The following is a 17,759-nucleotide window of genomic DNA, read 5'->3' on the forward strand; positions in this document are numbered from 1 at the left end:
TTTACTTTTTCTGATTTTTAAAACATAAAAAATGACTATCAAAACGCAACTTTTCTTTATAATATTAAGTGCTCTTTTTTTGAGCTGTTCAACAATAAAAGAGAAAGAATCAAGAAGTATAAAAGATTTTAACTTCGATTGGGAGTTTTATTTAGGCGATGTTGAATCTGCTGAAAAAGAAACTTGGAAATCTGTAAGATTGCCACACGATTGGAGTGTAGAACATTCATTTACAAAAGAAGCAGCAGGTGCAACAGCATTTCTTCCTGGAGGAATTGGTTGGTATAAGAAACAATTTTTTGTATCAGAAAACGATAAAAATAAAATTATTTCTATAGAATTTGATGGAGTTTATTCTAATTCAGAAGTTTGGATTAATGGTAATTATTTAGGAAAACGTCCTTATGGATATATCCCTTTTTCTTATGAATTAACTGAACATTTAAAGTATGGAGAAGCAAATGAGATTAAGGTAAAAGTAGATCGTTCTGCATATATAGATTGCAGATGGTATCCTGGTTCTGGAATTTACAGAAGTGTTAAGTTAATTGCTACAAATAAATTACATATTCCTCAATGGGGAACATTTATTACTACACCAAAGGTTGATGAAAAAAATGCGACTGTTTCCCTAAAAATAGATATTAAAAACCAATTTAAAGTTGATAAAAAAGCAATATTAAAAACAACTATTTTTTATCAAAATGAAATAATTTCAACAGTAAATTCATCTATTAACTTAAGTGCTGATAAATTAAAAAAAGTAAGTCAAAATATCAATATAAAAAACCCTGAAATTTGGGATATTGAAAGCCCTAATCTTTATAAAGCAGTTTCAAAAATTGTAATTGATGATACAGTTATTGATAGAAAAGAAACAAAATTTGGGGTGAGAAGTTTTTCTTTTGATAAGAATGAAGGTTTCTTTTTAAACGGAAAAAATACTTTAATAAAAGGAGTTTGTTTACATCACGACGCTGGTTTGGTTGGTGCTGCAGTTCCTAAAGGAGTTTGGAAACGTAGACTTGAAACTTTAAAAGAAGCAGGAGTTAATGCGATAAGAACAGCTCACAATCCACCTTCAGCAGAGTTTTTAGATTTGTGTGATGAATTAGGCTTTTTAGTACAAGATGAAGCTTTTGATGAGTGGAATAATCCAAAAGACAAGAAACATAATTATAACCAGGTAAAGTCAGATCCTTTAACTTCTGGTTATACAGAACATTTTTCTGAATGGTCAGAAAGAGATCTTAAAAACATGGTTCTTAGAGATCGAAATCATCCTTCAATAATTATGTGGAGTATTGGTAATGAAATCGAGTGGACCTATGCACGATATGGACAAGCAACAGGTTATTGGGGAGAAAATAAAGTAGGTGATATTAACTATTATTATGATGAACCTAGACTTGCTATTAATAAAATAAAAAAGAATTTTAATACATCTAAACCAAGTAAATATAGTTTAGCAAATACAGCTAAAAATTTATCAAAATGGGTAAAAGAAATTGATGCAACAAGGCCTGTTACTGCAAATTTGGTAATACCAACTGTAAGTAATTTTTCTGGTTATGCAGATGCTTTAGATATTGTTGGTTTAAGTTATAGACAAGCTGTTTACAATTATTCTCACAAGAATTATCCTAATAAAACATTTTTAGGAACAGAAAATTGGGCAAAATATCACGAGTGGAAAGCTGTTTTAGACAAACCTTTTATTTCTGGAATTTTCTTGTGGACTGGTATTGATTATATGGGTGAATCTAGAAGTTGGCCTGTAAAAGGAAGTGGAAGTGGCTTGTTAGATTTTGCTGGGTTTAAAAAACCTGCTTTTCATATGTTTAAATCGCTTTGGTCTACAAAACCTCATATTTATATAACAACTCAAAATGAAGAAAAATCGCCTTACAAATTAGATGTAAAATCTAATATGGTAGTAGAAAAAGAAAAAGGTTGGTCTAAAAAACAAAAATGGGGTTGGCATAAAGTTAATGAACATTGGAATTATAATAAAGGAGAGGAAATCGCTGTTGAGGTTTATACAAATCAGCCAGAAGTAGAATTGTTTTTGAATGATACATCTTTAGGAATTAAAAAACTGAGCGATGTTGATGATCATATTTTAAAATGGTTTGTTCCTTATTCTGAAGGAAAATTAACTGCAAAATCTGTTGAAACATCTTCTATAGAAACATCAATAAAAACAGCGAAAGAATTTAAAAACATAAAACTAGAAGTTGATAAAACTGAACTAAAAGCAGATGGATATGAAGTTGCTCATTTTACAGTTCAATTAATGGATGAAAATGGAAATCCTATAAAATTTGAAGACAAAGAAATTGAATTCATCATTGAAGGAGATGCAAAATTATTAGGTGTTGATAATGGACATTATGCAAATGTACAAGATTATCAAAGTAATCGTTTAAAAACTCATAATGGTAAAGCATTAATGATTCTACAATCCAACTTAAATGCTTCTATAGTTAAAGTAAAAGCAATCTGTGTAGATATTACTAGTGAAATTATTACGCTGAGTATAAAATAATTTATTAATCTTCAGGATAATAAACTTTGATTAATTCAGTAAGGTTTGTTTTATATCCTGCTTTAGAAAAATCTTGAAGTTCTATTCCTTGAGATTTTAATAGCGCATCATTTGATAAATTTAATTTACCAGATTCAATTCCTATTAGCTTAATTTCTGAAAACAAAGTACCATTAAATGGCGTTAATTGATCTTCTGATACTTTATCATATTGTGCTAATTGTCTTAATTTAATGTCTCCAGAATTACTATTGAAGATGTTGTTTTTCCAAGAAGTAATTCCAATTGCAGATGAATAACCTTTCATTACTTTGCCTTGTTTACCTTTAATATATTTTGGTGAACTTTCTGTGGGACCTTTAAAAATAATAGAATCAGCAACTAAAATATTCTTTTCAAAAGTTAATTCAGATGAATTTGCATACGCTATAGATTGCGGGCCTTTATCAAGAAAAACATTGTTTTTATAGCTACAATTTCTTGTCATATGTGCTTGAATTGGTACTTTTGCATTGTAAGATAAATTATTTTCAACTACACAATTTTCACAACCTTCATCTAAATAGTAAGCATATGTTTTTATACCAGAATTCAATTTAGACAAAACAACATTATTTTTTACTTTCGTGTTTTTATGTCCAAACATATAAATAGCTCCACCATCTTGCATAAAAGTTTTTATATTATGAATAACATTTCCTTCAACTAAAGAATTATTTCCGATTCCATTTATTCCACAATAAGGCATATTATAAATCTCATTCTGACTTATTGTATTTTTGTTTCCTTGGCCAAAAATACCAACAGCACTTTTGTAAATTAATCCAATATCGTGTAATCTGTTTTGTTTGATTTCTATATTTTTTCCTCTATAAAAAATGGCTCCTGCACCACAATTCTCTATTTCAGAATTAGTAATTTTTATATTATTTCCTAATAATTTTAAAGCCCAACCACCAATATTTTTAATATTTAAGTTGATAAGAGAAACGTCATCGATGTTTTTTCCACTAATAGCTCCTTCAAAACGCATTGCACCATAACCACCAGTAATTAATTTAGTTGTTGTAGAAGTTAGCGTTAGATTTTCGATAGAAATATTAGAGGTTCCTTTTTCTAAAGTTATAATATTTTGATATTTTGGAACTATGATTTGCAAAGAAGAAATATTTTCATTTTCTGTTGGCCAATAATACAATCGTTCATTTGTTCTGTCTAAAAACCATTGTCCTGGTTTTGTCATTCCTTCCAAAGTGTTCCAAACAACATACGTTTGTGCATTTTTGTTTCTCTTTGCAAAAGCTCCTGGAGGATGTTGGCTTTCGTTATCAAATTTTAAAGTATTATTTTCTATATTATGACTTTTTAAACCAACTAAAGTTTCATCCCATTCATGGTAAATTGTTAATTCTGCATTGTTAACATCGATGTTTTTAATGTCTTCAGGAATATATTTTAAAGTAGTTTTTTCTTCATCTGTAGGTTTTCTTTCCCAACCACCAGCTTCTGAAGATAACCATCTAACATCAAAATTATTTAAATGTGTGAAAGCTCCTTTTTCTGGTGATCTTGCACGCTCTTTATATTTTCCGTTTACTTGAATCATTCTAAAATCCCAATTTCTATTTCTAGTATTTGGTACATCAGCATATATAAACTTTCCTTCTTTTTTTAAATTTTCTAACTTAATTCCTCCAAAAAGCATAGGTGAACTTCCTTCTTCACCTTTAATCGTTAGGTTTTTATCCTCTTTTGTTAGCTTAAGATTTACATCAAAATATTTACCCTTTTTAACGATAATCACTTTTTTACCATTAGTTTCTCTAGTTTTATTAATAGCAAAATCTAATGTTTTAAGAGGTGAAGATGAAGATCCTGCATTTTTATCATCTCCGTTTTCACTTACATAGATTTTTAAGCTTTCTGAAGGTTTTGGTGAACATCCAATATGAAAAAAAGATGATATAAATAGTAAGTATACGATGCTTTTAAATTTCATAATTATGTATTATAAGAAGATGGCACAAACGCCAGATTTTATTTCTTTTGTTCTTTGTTTTTCTGATAGTTTTCCATCAGAATTAATTCTGTAAACTATTGTTTCATCAGAATCTTGTAAGCAAGCAATTAACCAATTTCCATCTTTAGAAATATTGAATTCTCTTAACGTTTTTCCTTCCGTAAATTGATGGTCTACTAACTCTAATGAATCAGCTATAATTTTAAAAATTGTAATAGCATCTATTGTTCTGTTTCCGGCATATAAAAATTTGTTATTCGGATGGATTCTTATCGCAGAAGCACTTGGGTTTTTAGTAAAATATTTAGGTAAAGAGTTTACGTTTTCAATTGGTTTAAAAACACTATTTTCATTTTTTAAGATTGATATTTCACCTGTTAATTCGCTAATTAGATAGCCTAAATCACCATCTTTATTAAAGACTATATGTCTTGGTCCAAAACCTAAATTAGTATCAATATCAAGTTCTTTTATAGGTTTAAAGTTTTCATCTTTTAAAGCATATGTTTTTACCTTATCAATGCCTAAATCTGGTATAAAAATTAGTTTTTTGTTAGGGTGGATTGCAACTTGATGAGCGTGAGGAGCTTCTTGTCTTTCCTCATTTATACTTGATCCTTTATGTTTGAAATTATGAGTTTCTTCAACCAATTTTCCTTGTGAATCTGTAGTATATCTCAATACATTTCCTGTTCCGTAACAAGAAATAAAAACAGTATTATTTATAGATTCAATATGGCAAGGTAGACTTCCAGAAACAGGATGTTCATTAATGAACTCTAAACTATAATCATCTTTTATTTTGAAAGCTTTTACCTTCGGTTTTTTCTCTTGAATAACTTCTGTAAAAGTGTATAGAAATTGTTTGTCATCAGAAATTGCCAAATAACCAGGGTTTAAAGTTTTACAAGAATGTAATAATTTTAAATCACCAGTTTTATCATTTAATTCTAGTGTAGAAATACCTATTCCTTTTCCACCAAAACCTGGTGCAATCATTTCGGTATAACTTCCAATAAAAACAATTGCCATAATCTTTGAATATTTATGATTCGTATTCCAAATTTATAAATTATTTACCACTTTTGGTTGTTTAAATAAGTTTAAATTCGCTGATATAACTGCCTATATGCATTAGGAGTCATTTGCTTATACTTGTTAAATTGCCTATGAAAAAAGGATAAGTTATTAAACCCAGATTCGTAACCTATTTCTGAAACCGATAAATCTGTTTCTATGAGCATTTTACTAGCTATTGTAATTTTATATTCGCTTACGTAATTTGAATATGTTTTATCAAAAGTTTTTTTAAAAAACCTGCAAAAAGCTTCTTTACTTAAAGATACTTTATTAGCTAATTCTGTTAAAGAAAGTTCGTTTTGATAATTGTCTTTAATGTAATTATTAATCACATTTACTCTATTACTTTCTTTTAAAGAGAGGTCTTTTCCAAAACTAGGTCCAGCTAATAAATTAATAGATGATTTAGTCGCTAAAACGTTCAAGATATTTAACAAATTTAAAAATCGTTCAAAAGGATTTTGGTTATAAATAGTACTAAAAGAACTTTCTAAAGAAAATGCAGTTTCTCTATCAAAAGAAAGACCATAACTCGATTTTAAAAGCATTTTTTTGATGCTAGTAAATTCAGGTTTATCAAGTAAATGTAAGAGTAAATCTTCATCCCATTGAATTATTACACATTTTACTTGTTCGTTTTTTGAATCAATAGTTTTCCAAGAATGTGGTACATTTTTACCAACTAAAACTAAATCACCTCTTTCAAATGGTTTCATAGAATCACCAACATATCTAATTCCAGTACTTTGTATCATAAATGTTAGTTCGTACTGTGGATGAAAATGCCACTCAGCTTTAAATTCTTTTTCCTCAAATATTTTAACTTTAAAAGAATTATTAGGGGATGTAGTGACTTGCTTTAATTGTGCTTTCATAACATAAAAGTACTAAAAAATGCAAAATATTGATGTAAATAACTATTATTATCCTTAAAAAGTCAATATGGTATACAAGAAGTGTAGAATTATATATAGTTTCGAAATTCATTTACAAGATATTTGTACTATCTATAACTAATCAATACAAAAATGAAGGATTTAGAAATAAGAGATTTAAAAATATATAAAGCATCTACACCATTAAAAAAACCTATTTCAGATGCTACGCATACACTAACTGAAATTTCTTTTCTTGTGATAAGAATTCAACTTGAAAATGGAATAATAGGTGAATCCTATTTACTTTCATTTCAATATTCTCCTAACGCAATTATTGGAGCATTAAAAGATTTAATTCCAGTTGTAAAAGGATATAAAGCTTATGAAACAGGTTTGTTGAGTAAGAAATTAGATGATTTATTTGAATACTTTGGAAATCAAGGTTTATTAAGATGGGCACAAGCTGCAATTAATATTGCAATGTGGGATGCTTGGGGTAAAGCTCAAAATCAACCAGTTTATAAATTATTAGGAGCCACCAAAGAGAAAGTAAATATTTACGGAAGTGGTGGTTGGATTTCTTACAGTATAGACGAACTTATTGAAGAAGTTACAGATTATGCAGCAAGAGGGTTTAAGGCTGTGAAAATTAAAGTTGGTTCACCAAAAGTAAGTACAGATTTAGAGCGTTTAAGAAAAGTTAGAGAAGCTGTAGGTAATGATATAGATATTATGATGGATGCCAATCAAGGTATGGATTTACCATCAGCAATTAAATTAGCAAACGGAGCTAAAGACTTAAATATAAATTGGTTTGAAGAACCAGTAAATCATCAAGATTTTCAGGCTTATCAAGTTTTAAAAAATCAAACAGGGATTTCTTTAGCTATGGGAGAAAGAGAATTCGATACTTTACCACTTCGTGAGTTGGTTACAAGAAATGCATTAGATATTTGGCAACCAGATATTTTAAGAATTGGTGGTGTTGAGGCTTGGAGAGAAAGTGCCGCTTTAGCACACAGTTTTCATTTACCTGTTTTACCACATTATTATAAAGATTATGATGTACCATTATTATGTACAATTCCAAATGGAGTAGGTGCAGAATCTTTTGATTGGGTAGATCCTTTAATAGACAATCCAATGGTAATAGAAAATGGTTTTGCAAAACCTCATGATTTACCAGGTTGGGGATTCACATTTTTAGATGATCATTTAACTGAAATAAAATAAGATGAGTTTACAAGTTTTTTCATTAGAAAATAAAATTGCTCTTGTTACTGGAGGAGGAACAGGAATTGGATTTGGTATTGCAAAAGCATATATAGAAGCTGGAGCAACAGTAGTAATAACGGGTCGTAGAGAACAAGTTTTAAAAGAAGCAGTTGCTGAATTAGGGAAAAATGCACATTATCGTGTAAATGATATTACTGATAAAAAGGACATTCCAAATTTAGTGAGCGATATAGAAACAAATATAGGTCCTATAGAATTATTGGTAAACAATGCAGGAATCCATTATAAAGGAATGGCGCAAGATACTTCTGATGAAGATTTTGAAAGAATTTTGCAGACCAATGTAATGAGTGTATTCTCTTTAACACGTGAATGCGCAAAGTATATGCTTCAAAGAAAAAAAGGATCTATTTTAATGATTGGTTCTATGGCAGGTTTATTTGGTATTGATAAAGTAGTCGCTTATGGAGTTTCAAAAACGGCATTAACAGGTCTTGTAAACGCATTGGTAACAGAATATTCAACTAGTAATGTGCGCGTAAATGCAATTGCACCAGGTTGGATAGAATCTAATATGTTTTTAAATGCAATTAATAATGATCCCAATAGAAAAAAGCAAATAACGAACAGAATTGCTATGGATCATTTTGGACAAACAAGCGATATTGGTAATGCAGCCGTTTTTTTAAGTTCGGAAGCAGCAAGATATATTACAGGAACGATTCTACCAGTTGATGGTGGAGCAACCGTAAATTTTTAAAAGATAATTTATGAAAGTAATTAGACTTAACGAACCTGGAAAATGGGAATCATTTCAAGATTTAGAATTTGATAAAACGCTTTTAGAAGGCGAAGCATTAGTTAAGGTGAAAAAAATAGGTGTTTGTGGTACAGATTTACATGCTTTCAAAGGCAGTCAACCCTTTTTTAGTTATCCTAGAATTTTAGGTCACGAATTAGCTGTAGAAGTAGTTGCAGTAGCAAGTGATGTAGAAAACATAAAGCTTGGAGATCATTGTTCTGTTGAACCCTATTATAACGAAAGTGTAAACCAAGCTGTACGAAATGGAAAACCAAATTGTGGCGATAGTTTAAGAGTTTTAGGTGTACACGTAGATGGTGGTATGCAAGAATATTTTAAATATCCAGCAAAATTTTTGCACGCATCAGATACATTATCTGAAGATCAATTAGCAATGATAGAACCTTTAGCAATAGGTTGTCACGCAGTAGATAGAGCTCAAATATCGCACAAAGATGTTGTTTTGGTTATTGGAGCTGGTCCTATTGGATTGGGAACTATTCAGTTTGCTCAATTAACAGGAGCAAGAGTTATTGCTATGGATATTGACGATAAAAAACTAGAAAAGTGTAAGGAAATTACAAATATCAGCGATACAATTAATGCACTAGGTGATGTAGAAAAATCATTAACTGAATTATTAAATGGTGATTTACCAACAATCGTATTGGATGCAACAGGAAACTCAACATCTATGATGAATACATTTAAATATGTTGCTGCAGGTGGAACAATTGTATTTATTGGTCTTTTTATGGGTGATGTCGTTTTTAACGACCCTTATTTTCATAAAAAAGAATTAACTCTAAAAGCGAGTAGAGCAGCTTTAAGTTCAGATTTTAGTCGAATTATTAGATTGATAGAAGCTGGGAAAATTGATCCAACTCCATTTATCACACATAGAATTAAATTTGATGATGTTCCTACAGAATTTGAAAAACTATACACATATCAAGGCGATTTAATTAAAGCTGTAATTGAATTGTAATCATATAAATAACCAACTTTAAGTAAAACCAAAATATGTCAAAATTAAAAAGTATTACATCTTCAAAATATCTTGTTCCATTAATCATCATTATGCTATTGATGTTCTTCTGGAATTTGAGTAGAAATATTAATGATGTATTAATTCCACATTTAAAAAGAGCGTGTGAATTAACAGATTTTGAATCTTCTTTGGTTCAATCTGCTTTTTTTGGAGCCTATTTTATTGTAGCGCTTCCTGCAGGTTGGTATATTCAGAAAAAAGGATATAGAACAGGAATTATCACTGGATTAATCGTAGCGGCAATAGGTGCATTTTTATTTTTTCCAGCAGCAGAAACTAGAATTTATACTTTCTTTTTGGCAGCATTATTTATTATGGCAGCAGGTTTTGCTATTTTAGAAGTAACAGCTGCACCATATATTACAAAATTAGGTGATCCTGAAGGAGCTTCAAGTAGATTGAGTTTATCAGCTGCAATTGGTTCCGTTGGTGCAACTATTGCGCCTTTTTTGGCAGCAAAACTTTTGTTGCATGAAGAAGATATCAAACAAACAACGATAGATGCTTTTTCAAATACAGAGTTACAAACTTTTTTATCAGGTGAAGCAGATTTAGTAAAAGCTCCCTATTTAATTTTAGGAGGTATTCTTGCTGTAATAGCAATTATAGTGCTTTTTGTAAACTTACCAGAAATAAAAGATGGTGATGAAGGTTCTACAGAGAAAAAACCATTAAAGGATATTTTAAAATTCAAGCACACGCTTTATGGAGTTGGTGCAGAATTCTTTTATGTTGGTGCAGAAGTGGGTATAGTAAGTTTCATTATTCGTTATGCAAAATGGTTGAATATACCTGATTTAACAGAACAGAATTCAGCAATATTTATTACCATTTTTATGGCATTAGTATTGGTTGGTCGTTTAGCAGGAGTTTATATTTTAAATATATTTAAACCAGCAAGAGTTTTAGCTTTTTGTAGTGTTGGAGCCTTTATTATGGTTTCAATTGCAATGACAACAAACGGTTATTTCTCATTAGGTTGTTTAGCTTCTGTAGGTTTATTTACTTCTATAGTTTACCCAATTATTTTTAGTTTAAGTATGAAAGATTTAGGCGGATATACTAAAACAGGTTCATCTGTGTTTTTGTTAGGTATTGTTGGTGGAGCCATTGTTCCGCCATTAATGGGATATATTTCTGATGTTTCTAACATTCGTTATTCGTTCATTATTCCACTAGTTTGTTATGTGTATTTATTGTTTTTTGCAATTAAAGGTCATAAAGTGAACATTAAAGAAATGGCTAAAGTTTCAAATTAGATTTTATGGAATACTCTAAAAATCAATTTAGACGTTTTACTTTTTTCTTAGAAATAGACTCCAAAGAAACGATATCAAATTTTTTAAAAGGAGATGTAGCAAAGTTACAGACTGATGGTATTTTGAGTTTAGAAGGATATCAAAAAGAAAATCAATACTTTTTTCTTGTGGATGTACTTCCGGAAATGAAGTTTATTGATGTAAAAAAAGTATTTACAAAAGCTCAATTTCAACCTGATTCTTTAGAACGTATTTATAAATTTGAACAGACCCAAATTTATCCAGCTAAAGAAGGACAATTAAAATCAAAATTAGTTGAATTTAAAAGGTTTGTTTGGACGTTACTTTTAGAGGAAGCTCCAGAATTAATGGCAGAATACAGAAAAGCACATAGCATTGGACAAGCGTGGCCAGAGATTACAAATAATATGAAAAAGGTAGGTGTAAAGGATATGGAAATATATTTACACGGTAATCAAGCCATTTTGATTATGGATACTAAACCAGATTTCGATTTGGAAAAAGTAGGTCCAGAATGGCAAAAACTTCCGCGAGAAAATGAATGGCAAGAATATGTTGCTAAATTTCAGCGTACAAGTCCAGAAAGTTCTATCCAAGAAAAATGGTTGGATATGAATAAAATAAACTTTTTACAATCATAGAAAGTTACCAATAATATAAAATTGATACTTATGAAAATCACATTCCATAAATTAGCAATTCTTTTACTTTTCACTTCACTTTTAGCTTGTAAAGAGACAAAGCCAGAGAAAGTAGAAATCAAAGCTGTAACCTATGAAGAAAATTGGGAAAGCCTTGAGCAATACAAAATACCACAATGGATGAAGGATGTTAAATTCGGGATTTTTATTCATTGGGGGCCAAATTCAGTTGCAGAATTACATACAGATTGGTATCCAAGATGGATGTATTTAGATGATGGAATTATAAACCCACAAACAGGAGAAGTTATCAATAAAAAACCACATCCTGCATTTGCATATCATAAAGAAAAATTCGGTGATCAAAAAGATTTTGGATACAAAGACTTGATTCCGAAATTTAAAATGGAGAAATTCAATCCAGAAGAATGGGTGAGTTTATTTAAAGAAGCAGGAGCACAATATGTCGTTCCAGTTGCAGAACATCACGATGGTTTTGCTTTGTATGAATCGAGTATTACAAAATGGAATGCTGTTAATATGGGACCAAAAAGAGATGTTTTTAAAGATTTAACTGATGAAATTAAAAAACAAGGTTTAATTAGTGGAGCAAGTTCTCATTTAGCTTTTAACTATAATTTTTTCAATCAGAAAGAATACTTTGATACTGGAAACCCTAAATATGCTGATTTGTATGCACCTCCTCATCAAATGGGAGATTCTGTAAATGCAGATTGGTTGGCAAAAACTTGGTGGCCTAGAACTAAAGAAATCATAGATAAGTATCAACCAGATATTTTATGGTTCGATTTTTATTTAGACAGACCAGAGTTTGCTCCTTATCATAAAAAACTAGCTGCTTATTACTATAATTCTGGTAAAAAGAGAGGTAAAGAAGTTGTGCTTCAAACTAAAAACTACAAGTACGAATCTTATCCTGCAGGAACGCATATGTTAGATTTAGAACGTAGTAAATTAGATTCTATTAGAACAGAATATTGGCAAACTGATACTTCAATAGGAAAAAATTCTTGGTATTATGCAGAAAATTGGATTCCAAAACAACCTGGAGAGTTAATTGCAGATTTAGTTGATATTGTAAGTAAAAATGGCTGTTTACTACTAAATATTGGTCCAAAATACGATGGTACAATTCCTGAAGATCAACAAAAAACATTACTAGAAATAGGAAAATGGTTAAAGGTTAATGGAGAAGCTATTTATGGTTCAAAATATTGGAAAACATTTGGAGAAGGACCTACAAAAACAAATCTGGGACACCTTTCTGAAGATAAAAATGAAAAATTCACAGCAGAAGATATTAGGTTCACTCAAAAGGACGGAAATATTTATGCGATTGCATTAGTACCCCCAACTAATGCAAACATTATCATCAATTATTTAAACACTTCAAATATTTCTATAAAGTCAATTGAATTATTGGGTTATAAAGGAGAAATAAAGTTTAAACAAACTGATAATAAATTGATAATTGAAAAGCCAAAAGATGCTTCATTAAACTATTCTTGGGTTTTTAAAATCAATTAAAAAGTTAACTTCAACCTGAATACTTAGAACGTAGTTATGAGTATTATTAGACTGAAGTTTACTCTACATAAACAGTAGAATTAAAAATAAAACTGAGTAAATTTAAAAGGTTTATTAGGATGTTTCTTTAGAAGAAGTTACTCAATTAATCACTAAATTTCAATATACAAGTTTAGGAAATTTTATATAAGAAAATGGTTAGATATGAATAAATTGAACTTTTTCCAATTATAGAAATTGATACTTATGAAAACTACATTCCATAAATTAGTAACTCTTTTAATTTTAGCTTTTCTATATTTTCCAATGTATTCTCAAACTTCAAAATCATTTAATAGTGGTAGAGAACTCAATATTGGGATTTCACAAGAATGGTCAGTTTGGCTAGATAAAGACGCTAAATGGGAAAATGACACGCTGTATTTACCAGATGAAGTAGATGTTGAAACCATTGGAATCAATCCTCCTACTTGTGGTTGGGAAAGTGTTTATAATAAAGGAATTACTGCACAACTACCAGTTGTTGTTGAAGAACTTTTTAGTAACGGAAACCCTGAATGGAGTTATCAAGGTGTAAGCTGGTTTACAACACATATTAATATCCCTAAAAACTGGAAAAAGAAAATTGTTCGCCTTTTTGTTGGTAAGCAAAATACACGAATTGAAATTTATGTAAATGAAAAATTAGCAGGATATGATATCATTGCTAATACACCTTACAGTTCAGATATAACACAATTTTTAATATCTGGTAAAGAAAATAGAATAGCTTTTCGTATTACAAATCCTGGAGGACAAAGAGGATGGAATGATTTTCCATTAATAAAATGGGGTAAATACAAATTTCCACCTCAACACGATTTTGGTGGTATTGGAGGTGATGTAAAATTATTAGTTTCTGATAAAGTTTTTATTGAAGATGTTTTTGTGAAGAACGAATTGCCAGCAAAAGCAAATAACATAGAAATATCTACCGAATTAAATAACAGAACAGATAAAAGCATCAATTCTAAAATAAAAATTGATATTCAATCTAAACTTGATGGAAAAACTGTTTTTACGGCAAACTATCCAATCACTATAAATAAAGAAGGTAAAACTGTTTTTACAAAAAAAATACAAGTACCAAATGCAGAACTGTGGAGTGTTGATACTCCTAAACTATACAATTGTATAGTTTCAATAGAAGCTGACAATTATAGTGATGCAATGAAGCAGCCGTTTGGTTTTAGAGTTTTTGAAGTAAAGGCAAACAATAATAATGAAGAGAATTATTATTTAAATGGAGAACGATTCAGACATTCATCAGCTATAGATTGGGGTTATTATGCGCACCATGGTTATTACCCTACGGATGCTATGGCAAAAAAGAGTGTCGAAAATGCAAAAGCAATTGGGCATAACGGAATAAACTGTCATCGAAATATGGGAGATCCTTTATTGTTTAAAAATGCAGATGAACTTGGCTTGGTAATTTTAGAAGAACCAGGTGGTTTTGATGAATCTATTAAGTTGTATAATGAAATTGGAGGTTTATGTGTCAAAACTTTTGAAGGAGAGATTATGTGGTATAGGTCTCTTAGAATGGCAAAACGTGAACGAAATCATCCTTCAGTAGTAGGATTTATTCTTGCCAACGAGCGTGATATTTTTGATTTATTAAGAAAAAACATCATGTTAGACATGCATGATATTGATAATTCTAAACTTATTGTAAATCAATCGGGTGCTGTTCCTGGTGGACCATCTGGTCAAGTTCCTCACCTTCGTCCTTATGATAAAAAATTCAGGTTAGATTATATGGATGATCACAGCGTGGGTTCAGATTCTCGTTTTTTAGAAGTAGAATTAGAATCACATTTAAGTGCTAATGATAGAGGAAAAGACGGTGTTTTTGGTAGAATAGATCCTACAAAGCACGATAATATTATTTATTGGGGTGAAGTACGTTGTTATACAGGTCCAGATAATTGGGTGGAATTAAAAGAACAGTCCAAAAGTCTTCCAGAAAACAGAAAAGGGTATAATGTTTCAACAAGTTCAGTTTTAGCTTCAAAAATAGAAACCTATTTTCAACAAAACAATTTATCAGAAACAGGTAGTAAAAATATACTATCTCCTTCGTATGTTAGTATACAAGCCGGTAGAGGTCTTATGTATATCAATGGTCGTTTAGATCAAACGATTATGAGTAATAATGCTGAAGATGGATTTGCGATGAACGGATGGAGTGGCGGAGCCAGCAAACTACCGAAAGAACACGGGAAAGTACAAATTTAATTTAAACATAAAAGATGGAAGCGGACAATTCAGAAAATCAGTATTAAATACGATTATTCAAATAAAAGGTGGAGATACTTATGCCCAAACGATAATCGAATCACTATCGGTTCCTGTTGATAAAAAATGGAAGGCTGGTTATTTAACGATTGAAGGAACCGTTTTAAAAAATGGAAATACAATAGCATTTGGAACTGAACAAGTTTTGCTCAAAAACAGAGCTAGTCTTAATAAAGATCTTGCTGGTTTACGCATTGAAGTCTTAAAATGGTCTGCAGCTGAAAAAGCTTTAAAGGATGCGGGAATAGCAACGAAATCGGAAGGTATTCAATCATCAGAAAATAATTCAGTAGTAATTGCTGGAGATATTCCTGATAATAAAAACATGAAAAGATTGCTAGAAAAAACATCTAAAGGAGCAACCTTATTTATTAAGTTTGATGAAAAATGGGCTAAAAAATTATACGAATTAAAAATCTTAAAAACGTCAGTAAGTGAATGGGGAGGAAATCAAGTAGCGTATTGGCATGGAAACGGATGGGGTTATATAGATCATTTTGTAGGCGATCAAGCCATACCTTCAAAAAGTACAATTGGTACAAATAGTTGGGAAGTTCCGGGTAACCCAAAAGGGTTTTATCCTTTCGAAGCTAATTATCCACAGAAAGCTTATGGTGCTTGGTTTGCAAGACCAGATAAGCTTTTAGTATTGATCGGAGAAATTAGTTATGGTGAAGGGAAAATTATTCTCCATCCTTCATACCATATTGACGAAGAAAATGCTTTTAACGATTTACTTTTCTTTAATATTATAAAAGAGGGGCATAGGAAATAGGAAAAAATTACGTTTATAAGGTGGTTTAGTAACTCTTGTGCTCTTAAATGCCATATCCTAAACATTATCGATAACCAAAATAGAAAATGCTGTACTCAACAACTTAACGCAACAAATCTAAATTTAAAATGAAGAAACTAATTTTAATATTATTCATCAGTTTACCATTATTTCTATTTGCAAAAGAATTTAATGTTTGCGATTATGGAGCGGTGGGAGATGGAGAAACATTGAATACAATAGCAATTCAAAAAGCAATTGATGCCTGTTATTCTGCAGGTGGAGGTACAGTTGTACTTGACAATGGAGGTGTTTTTATTACAGGTACTATTTATTTAAAAAGCAATGTTCATTTTTATATTGAAGCGGGTTCAACTCTAAAAGGAAGTGGAAATATTACAGATTATACCACAGATACTCACAAGCAAATGTATAAAAATGAAAAAGCATTGGATAGGTGCTTAATATTTGCTAGTAATGCACAAAACATTACAATTTATGGAGGAGGAACAGTTGATGGTAACGTAAAAAACTTTCCTGCTAAAAACGATCCAGAAAGAAACAGACCAATGACTTTTCGTTTTCTAAATTCTTCTAATTTAAAAATGCGCGACATCTATATTGTAAATATGCCAAGTTGGGCAACTGCTTGGCTGTATTGTAATAATATTGTTGTTGATGGAGTAACTGTTGATGCTTCAAAATCTTGGACTAGTGATTGTTTGGATTTTGATGGATGTGTTAATGTTCGTGTTTCAAATTGCAACCTAATAGCAGCAGATGATTGTTTAAGTCTTCAGGCTTCTCGTAAAGATAAACCTTGTAGAGATATTACGATTACCAATTGTAGTTTTACAAGTAAGTGGGATGCATTGCGTATTGGTTTACTTTCTCGCGGAGATATAGAAAATGTAACAGTAAGTAATTGCGTGTTTAAAGAAATTGGGCACGCTGGTATTCAGATTGAATTGTGTTAAGGAGGAAATATGGGGAATATGGTTTTTACGGGGCTTACAATGCAAAATGTAAGAGTGCCATTATATATGGCTTTCTTTCAACAACGCGCTTGTATAGATGCTCCAATGGAAGTTGAACCAATGGGGTCTATGAAAGGATTTATCTTTAGTAACATCACCTGTAAATTTGAAAAAGTAGCTGAGAAATGTGCGGCGTATAAAGAAAAAATAACTTCTAAAAATTCTCTAATTTTTATTTCAGGACTTCCTGGTCATAATATCGAAGATGTACTTTTTCAAAATGTATTTTTAGAAACCAATGGAGGTGCAATTAAAAAAGATTTTGAGAATGTTGAGGTTCCTGAATTAGATTTGAAATACTTGAATGATTGGTGGGCAGGAATCTATACTTATGACAGAGATAGTATTGTTGTACCTGCTTCAGGAATTTATGCACGTCATATTAGAGGGTTAAAATTAGACAATGTAATAACATCTACAAGAAATCCTGATGAAAGATTACCGATTGTAATAGTTGATGGTAATTAGATTTAAACGGTTAAAATAAAAATCCATAAATGAAATCAAATGGATATTTTATCAA

At 30.5% G+C, this 17,759-nt stretch carries 14 protein-coding genes; 11 read left to right on the forward strand and 3 right to left on the reverse strand.

All coding sequences use genetic code 11. The features are described 5' to 3' along the window. Positions 1-31: 31 nt before the first annotated feature. Positions 32-2,548, forward strand: coding sequence for a glycoside hydrolase family 2 TIM barrel-domain containing protein (locus tag BTO07_RS16145; protein WP_087522209.1), 2,517 nt, complete (start codon positions 32-34; stop codon positions 2,546-2,548). 4 nt (positions 2,549-2,552) lie between these two features. Here the strand turns inward: BTO07_RS16145 and BTO07_RS16150 are convergent, their stop codons facing one another. The 3 genes from BTO07_RS16150 to BTO07_RS16160 all read right to left on the reverse strand — a co-directional run bounded on the left by BTO07_RS16150 (position 2,553) and on the right by BTO07_RS16160 (position 6,523). Next, positions 2,553-4,547, reverse strand: coding sequence for a right-handed parallel beta-helix repeat-containing protein (locus tag BTO07_RS16150; RefSeq protein WP_087522210.1), 1,995 nt, complete (start codon positions 4,545-4,547; stop codon positions 2,553-2,555). Positions 4,548-4,556: 9 nt separating this feature from the next. Beyond that, the gene (locus tag BTO07_RS16155) at positions 4,557-5,600 is read right to left on the reverse strand and encodes a lactonase family protein (protein ID WP_087522211.1); all 1,044 of its coding nucleotides are present in this window, start codon (positions 5,598-5,600) and stop codon (positions 4,557-4,559) included. 71 nt (positions 5,601-5,671) lie between these two features. After that, positions 5,672-6,523 carry an AraC family transcriptional regulator gene (locus BTO07_RS16160; RefSeq protein ID WP_087522212.1) on the reverse strand — a complete coding sequence of 284 codons (852 nt, stop codon included), beginning with the start codon at positions 6,521-6,523 and terminating at the stop codon, positions 5,672-5,674. A 153-nt stretch (positions 6,524-6,676) separates the two neighbouring features. Here BTO07_RS16160 and BTO07_RS16165 point away from each other — a divergent pair, with 153 nt between their 5' ends. The 10 genes from BTO07_RS16165 (at position 6,677) to BTO07_RS16210 (ending at position 17,704) form a co-directional block, all read left to right on the forward strand. Further along, the gene (locus BTO07_RS16165; RefSeq protein WP_087522214.1) at positions 6,677-7,759 is read left to right on the forward strand and encodes a mandelate racemase/muconate lactonizing enzyme family protein; all 1,083 of its coding nucleotides are present in this window, start codon (positions 6,677-6,679) and stop codon (positions 7,757-7,759) included. 1 nt (position 7,760) lies between these two features. Then, a complete protein-coding gene (locus BTO07_RS16170) occupies positions 7,761-8,522 on the forward strand; it encodes an SDR family NAD(P)-dependent oxidoreductase (RefSeq protein ID WP_087522215.1) in 762 nt (253 codons plus the stop codon). A gap of 10 nt (positions 8,523-8,532) precedes the next feature. Beyond that, the gene (locus BTO07_RS16175) at positions 8,533-9,552 is read left to right on the forward strand and encodes a zinc-binding alcohol dehydrogenase family protein (RefSeq protein WP_087522216.1); all 1,020 of its coding nucleotides are present in this window, start codon (positions 8,533-8,535) and stop codon (positions 9,550-9,552) included. A 35-nt stretch (positions 9,553-9,587) separates the two neighbouring features. Then, positions 9,588-10,874, forward strand: a complete 1,287-nt coding sequence (gene fucP / locus BTO07_RS16180; RefSeq protein ID WP_232457055.1) for an L-fucose:H+ symporter permease — start codon at positions 9,588-9,590, stop codon at positions 10,872-10,874. 5 nt (positions 10,875-10,879) lie between these two features. Then, positions 10,880-11,536, forward strand: coding sequence for an L-rhamnose mutarotase (locus BTO07_RS16185; RefSeq protein ID WP_087522218.1), 657 nt, complete (start codon positions 10,880-10,882; stop codon positions 11,534-11,536). Positions 11,537-11,566: 30 nt separating this feature from the next. Next, on the forward strand, positions 11,567-13,084 hold the full coding sequence (locus BTO07_RS16190; protein WP_087522221.1) for an alpha-L-fucosidase: 1,518 nt from the start codon (positions 11,567-11,569) through the stop codon (positions 13,082-13,084). A gap of 246 nt (positions 13,085-13,330) precedes the next feature. Next, positions 13,331-15,364 carry a sugar-binding domain-containing protein gene (locus BTO07_RS16195; RefSeq protein WP_087522222.1) on the forward strand — a complete coding sequence of 678 codons (2,034 nt, stop codon included), beginning with the start codon at positions 13,331-13,333 and terminating at the stop codon, positions 15,362-15,364. Next, on the forward strand, positions 15,315-16,199 hold the full coding sequence (locus tag BTO07_RS16200; protein ID WP_087522224.1) for a hypothetical protein: 885 nt from the start codon (positions 15,315-15,317) through the stop codon (positions 16,197-16,199). The genes BTO07_RS16195 and BTO07_RS16200 overlap by 50 nt, the downstream gene beginning before the upstream one ends. Positions 16,200-16,327: 128 nt before the next feature. Then, positions 16,328-17,176, forward strand: coding sequence for a glycoside hydrolase family 28 protein (locus tag BTO07_RS16205; protein ID WP_087522226.1), 849 nt, complete (start codon positions 16,328-16,330; stop codon positions 17,174-17,176). Between the two features lie 9 nt (positions 17,177-17,185). Beyond that, complete coding sequence (locus tag BTO07_RS16210; protein WP_087522228.1) at positions 17,186-17,704, forward strand: hypothetical protein; 519 nt, start codon at positions 17,186-17,188, stop codon at positions 17,702-17,704. The last annotated feature ends 55 nt before the right edge of the window (positions 17,705-17,759 follow it).

Source organism: Polaribacter sp. SA4-12, assembly GCF_002163675.1.
Taxonomy (GTDB): Bacteria; Bacteroidota; Bacteroidia; order Flavobacteriales; family Flavobacteriaceae; genus Polaribacter.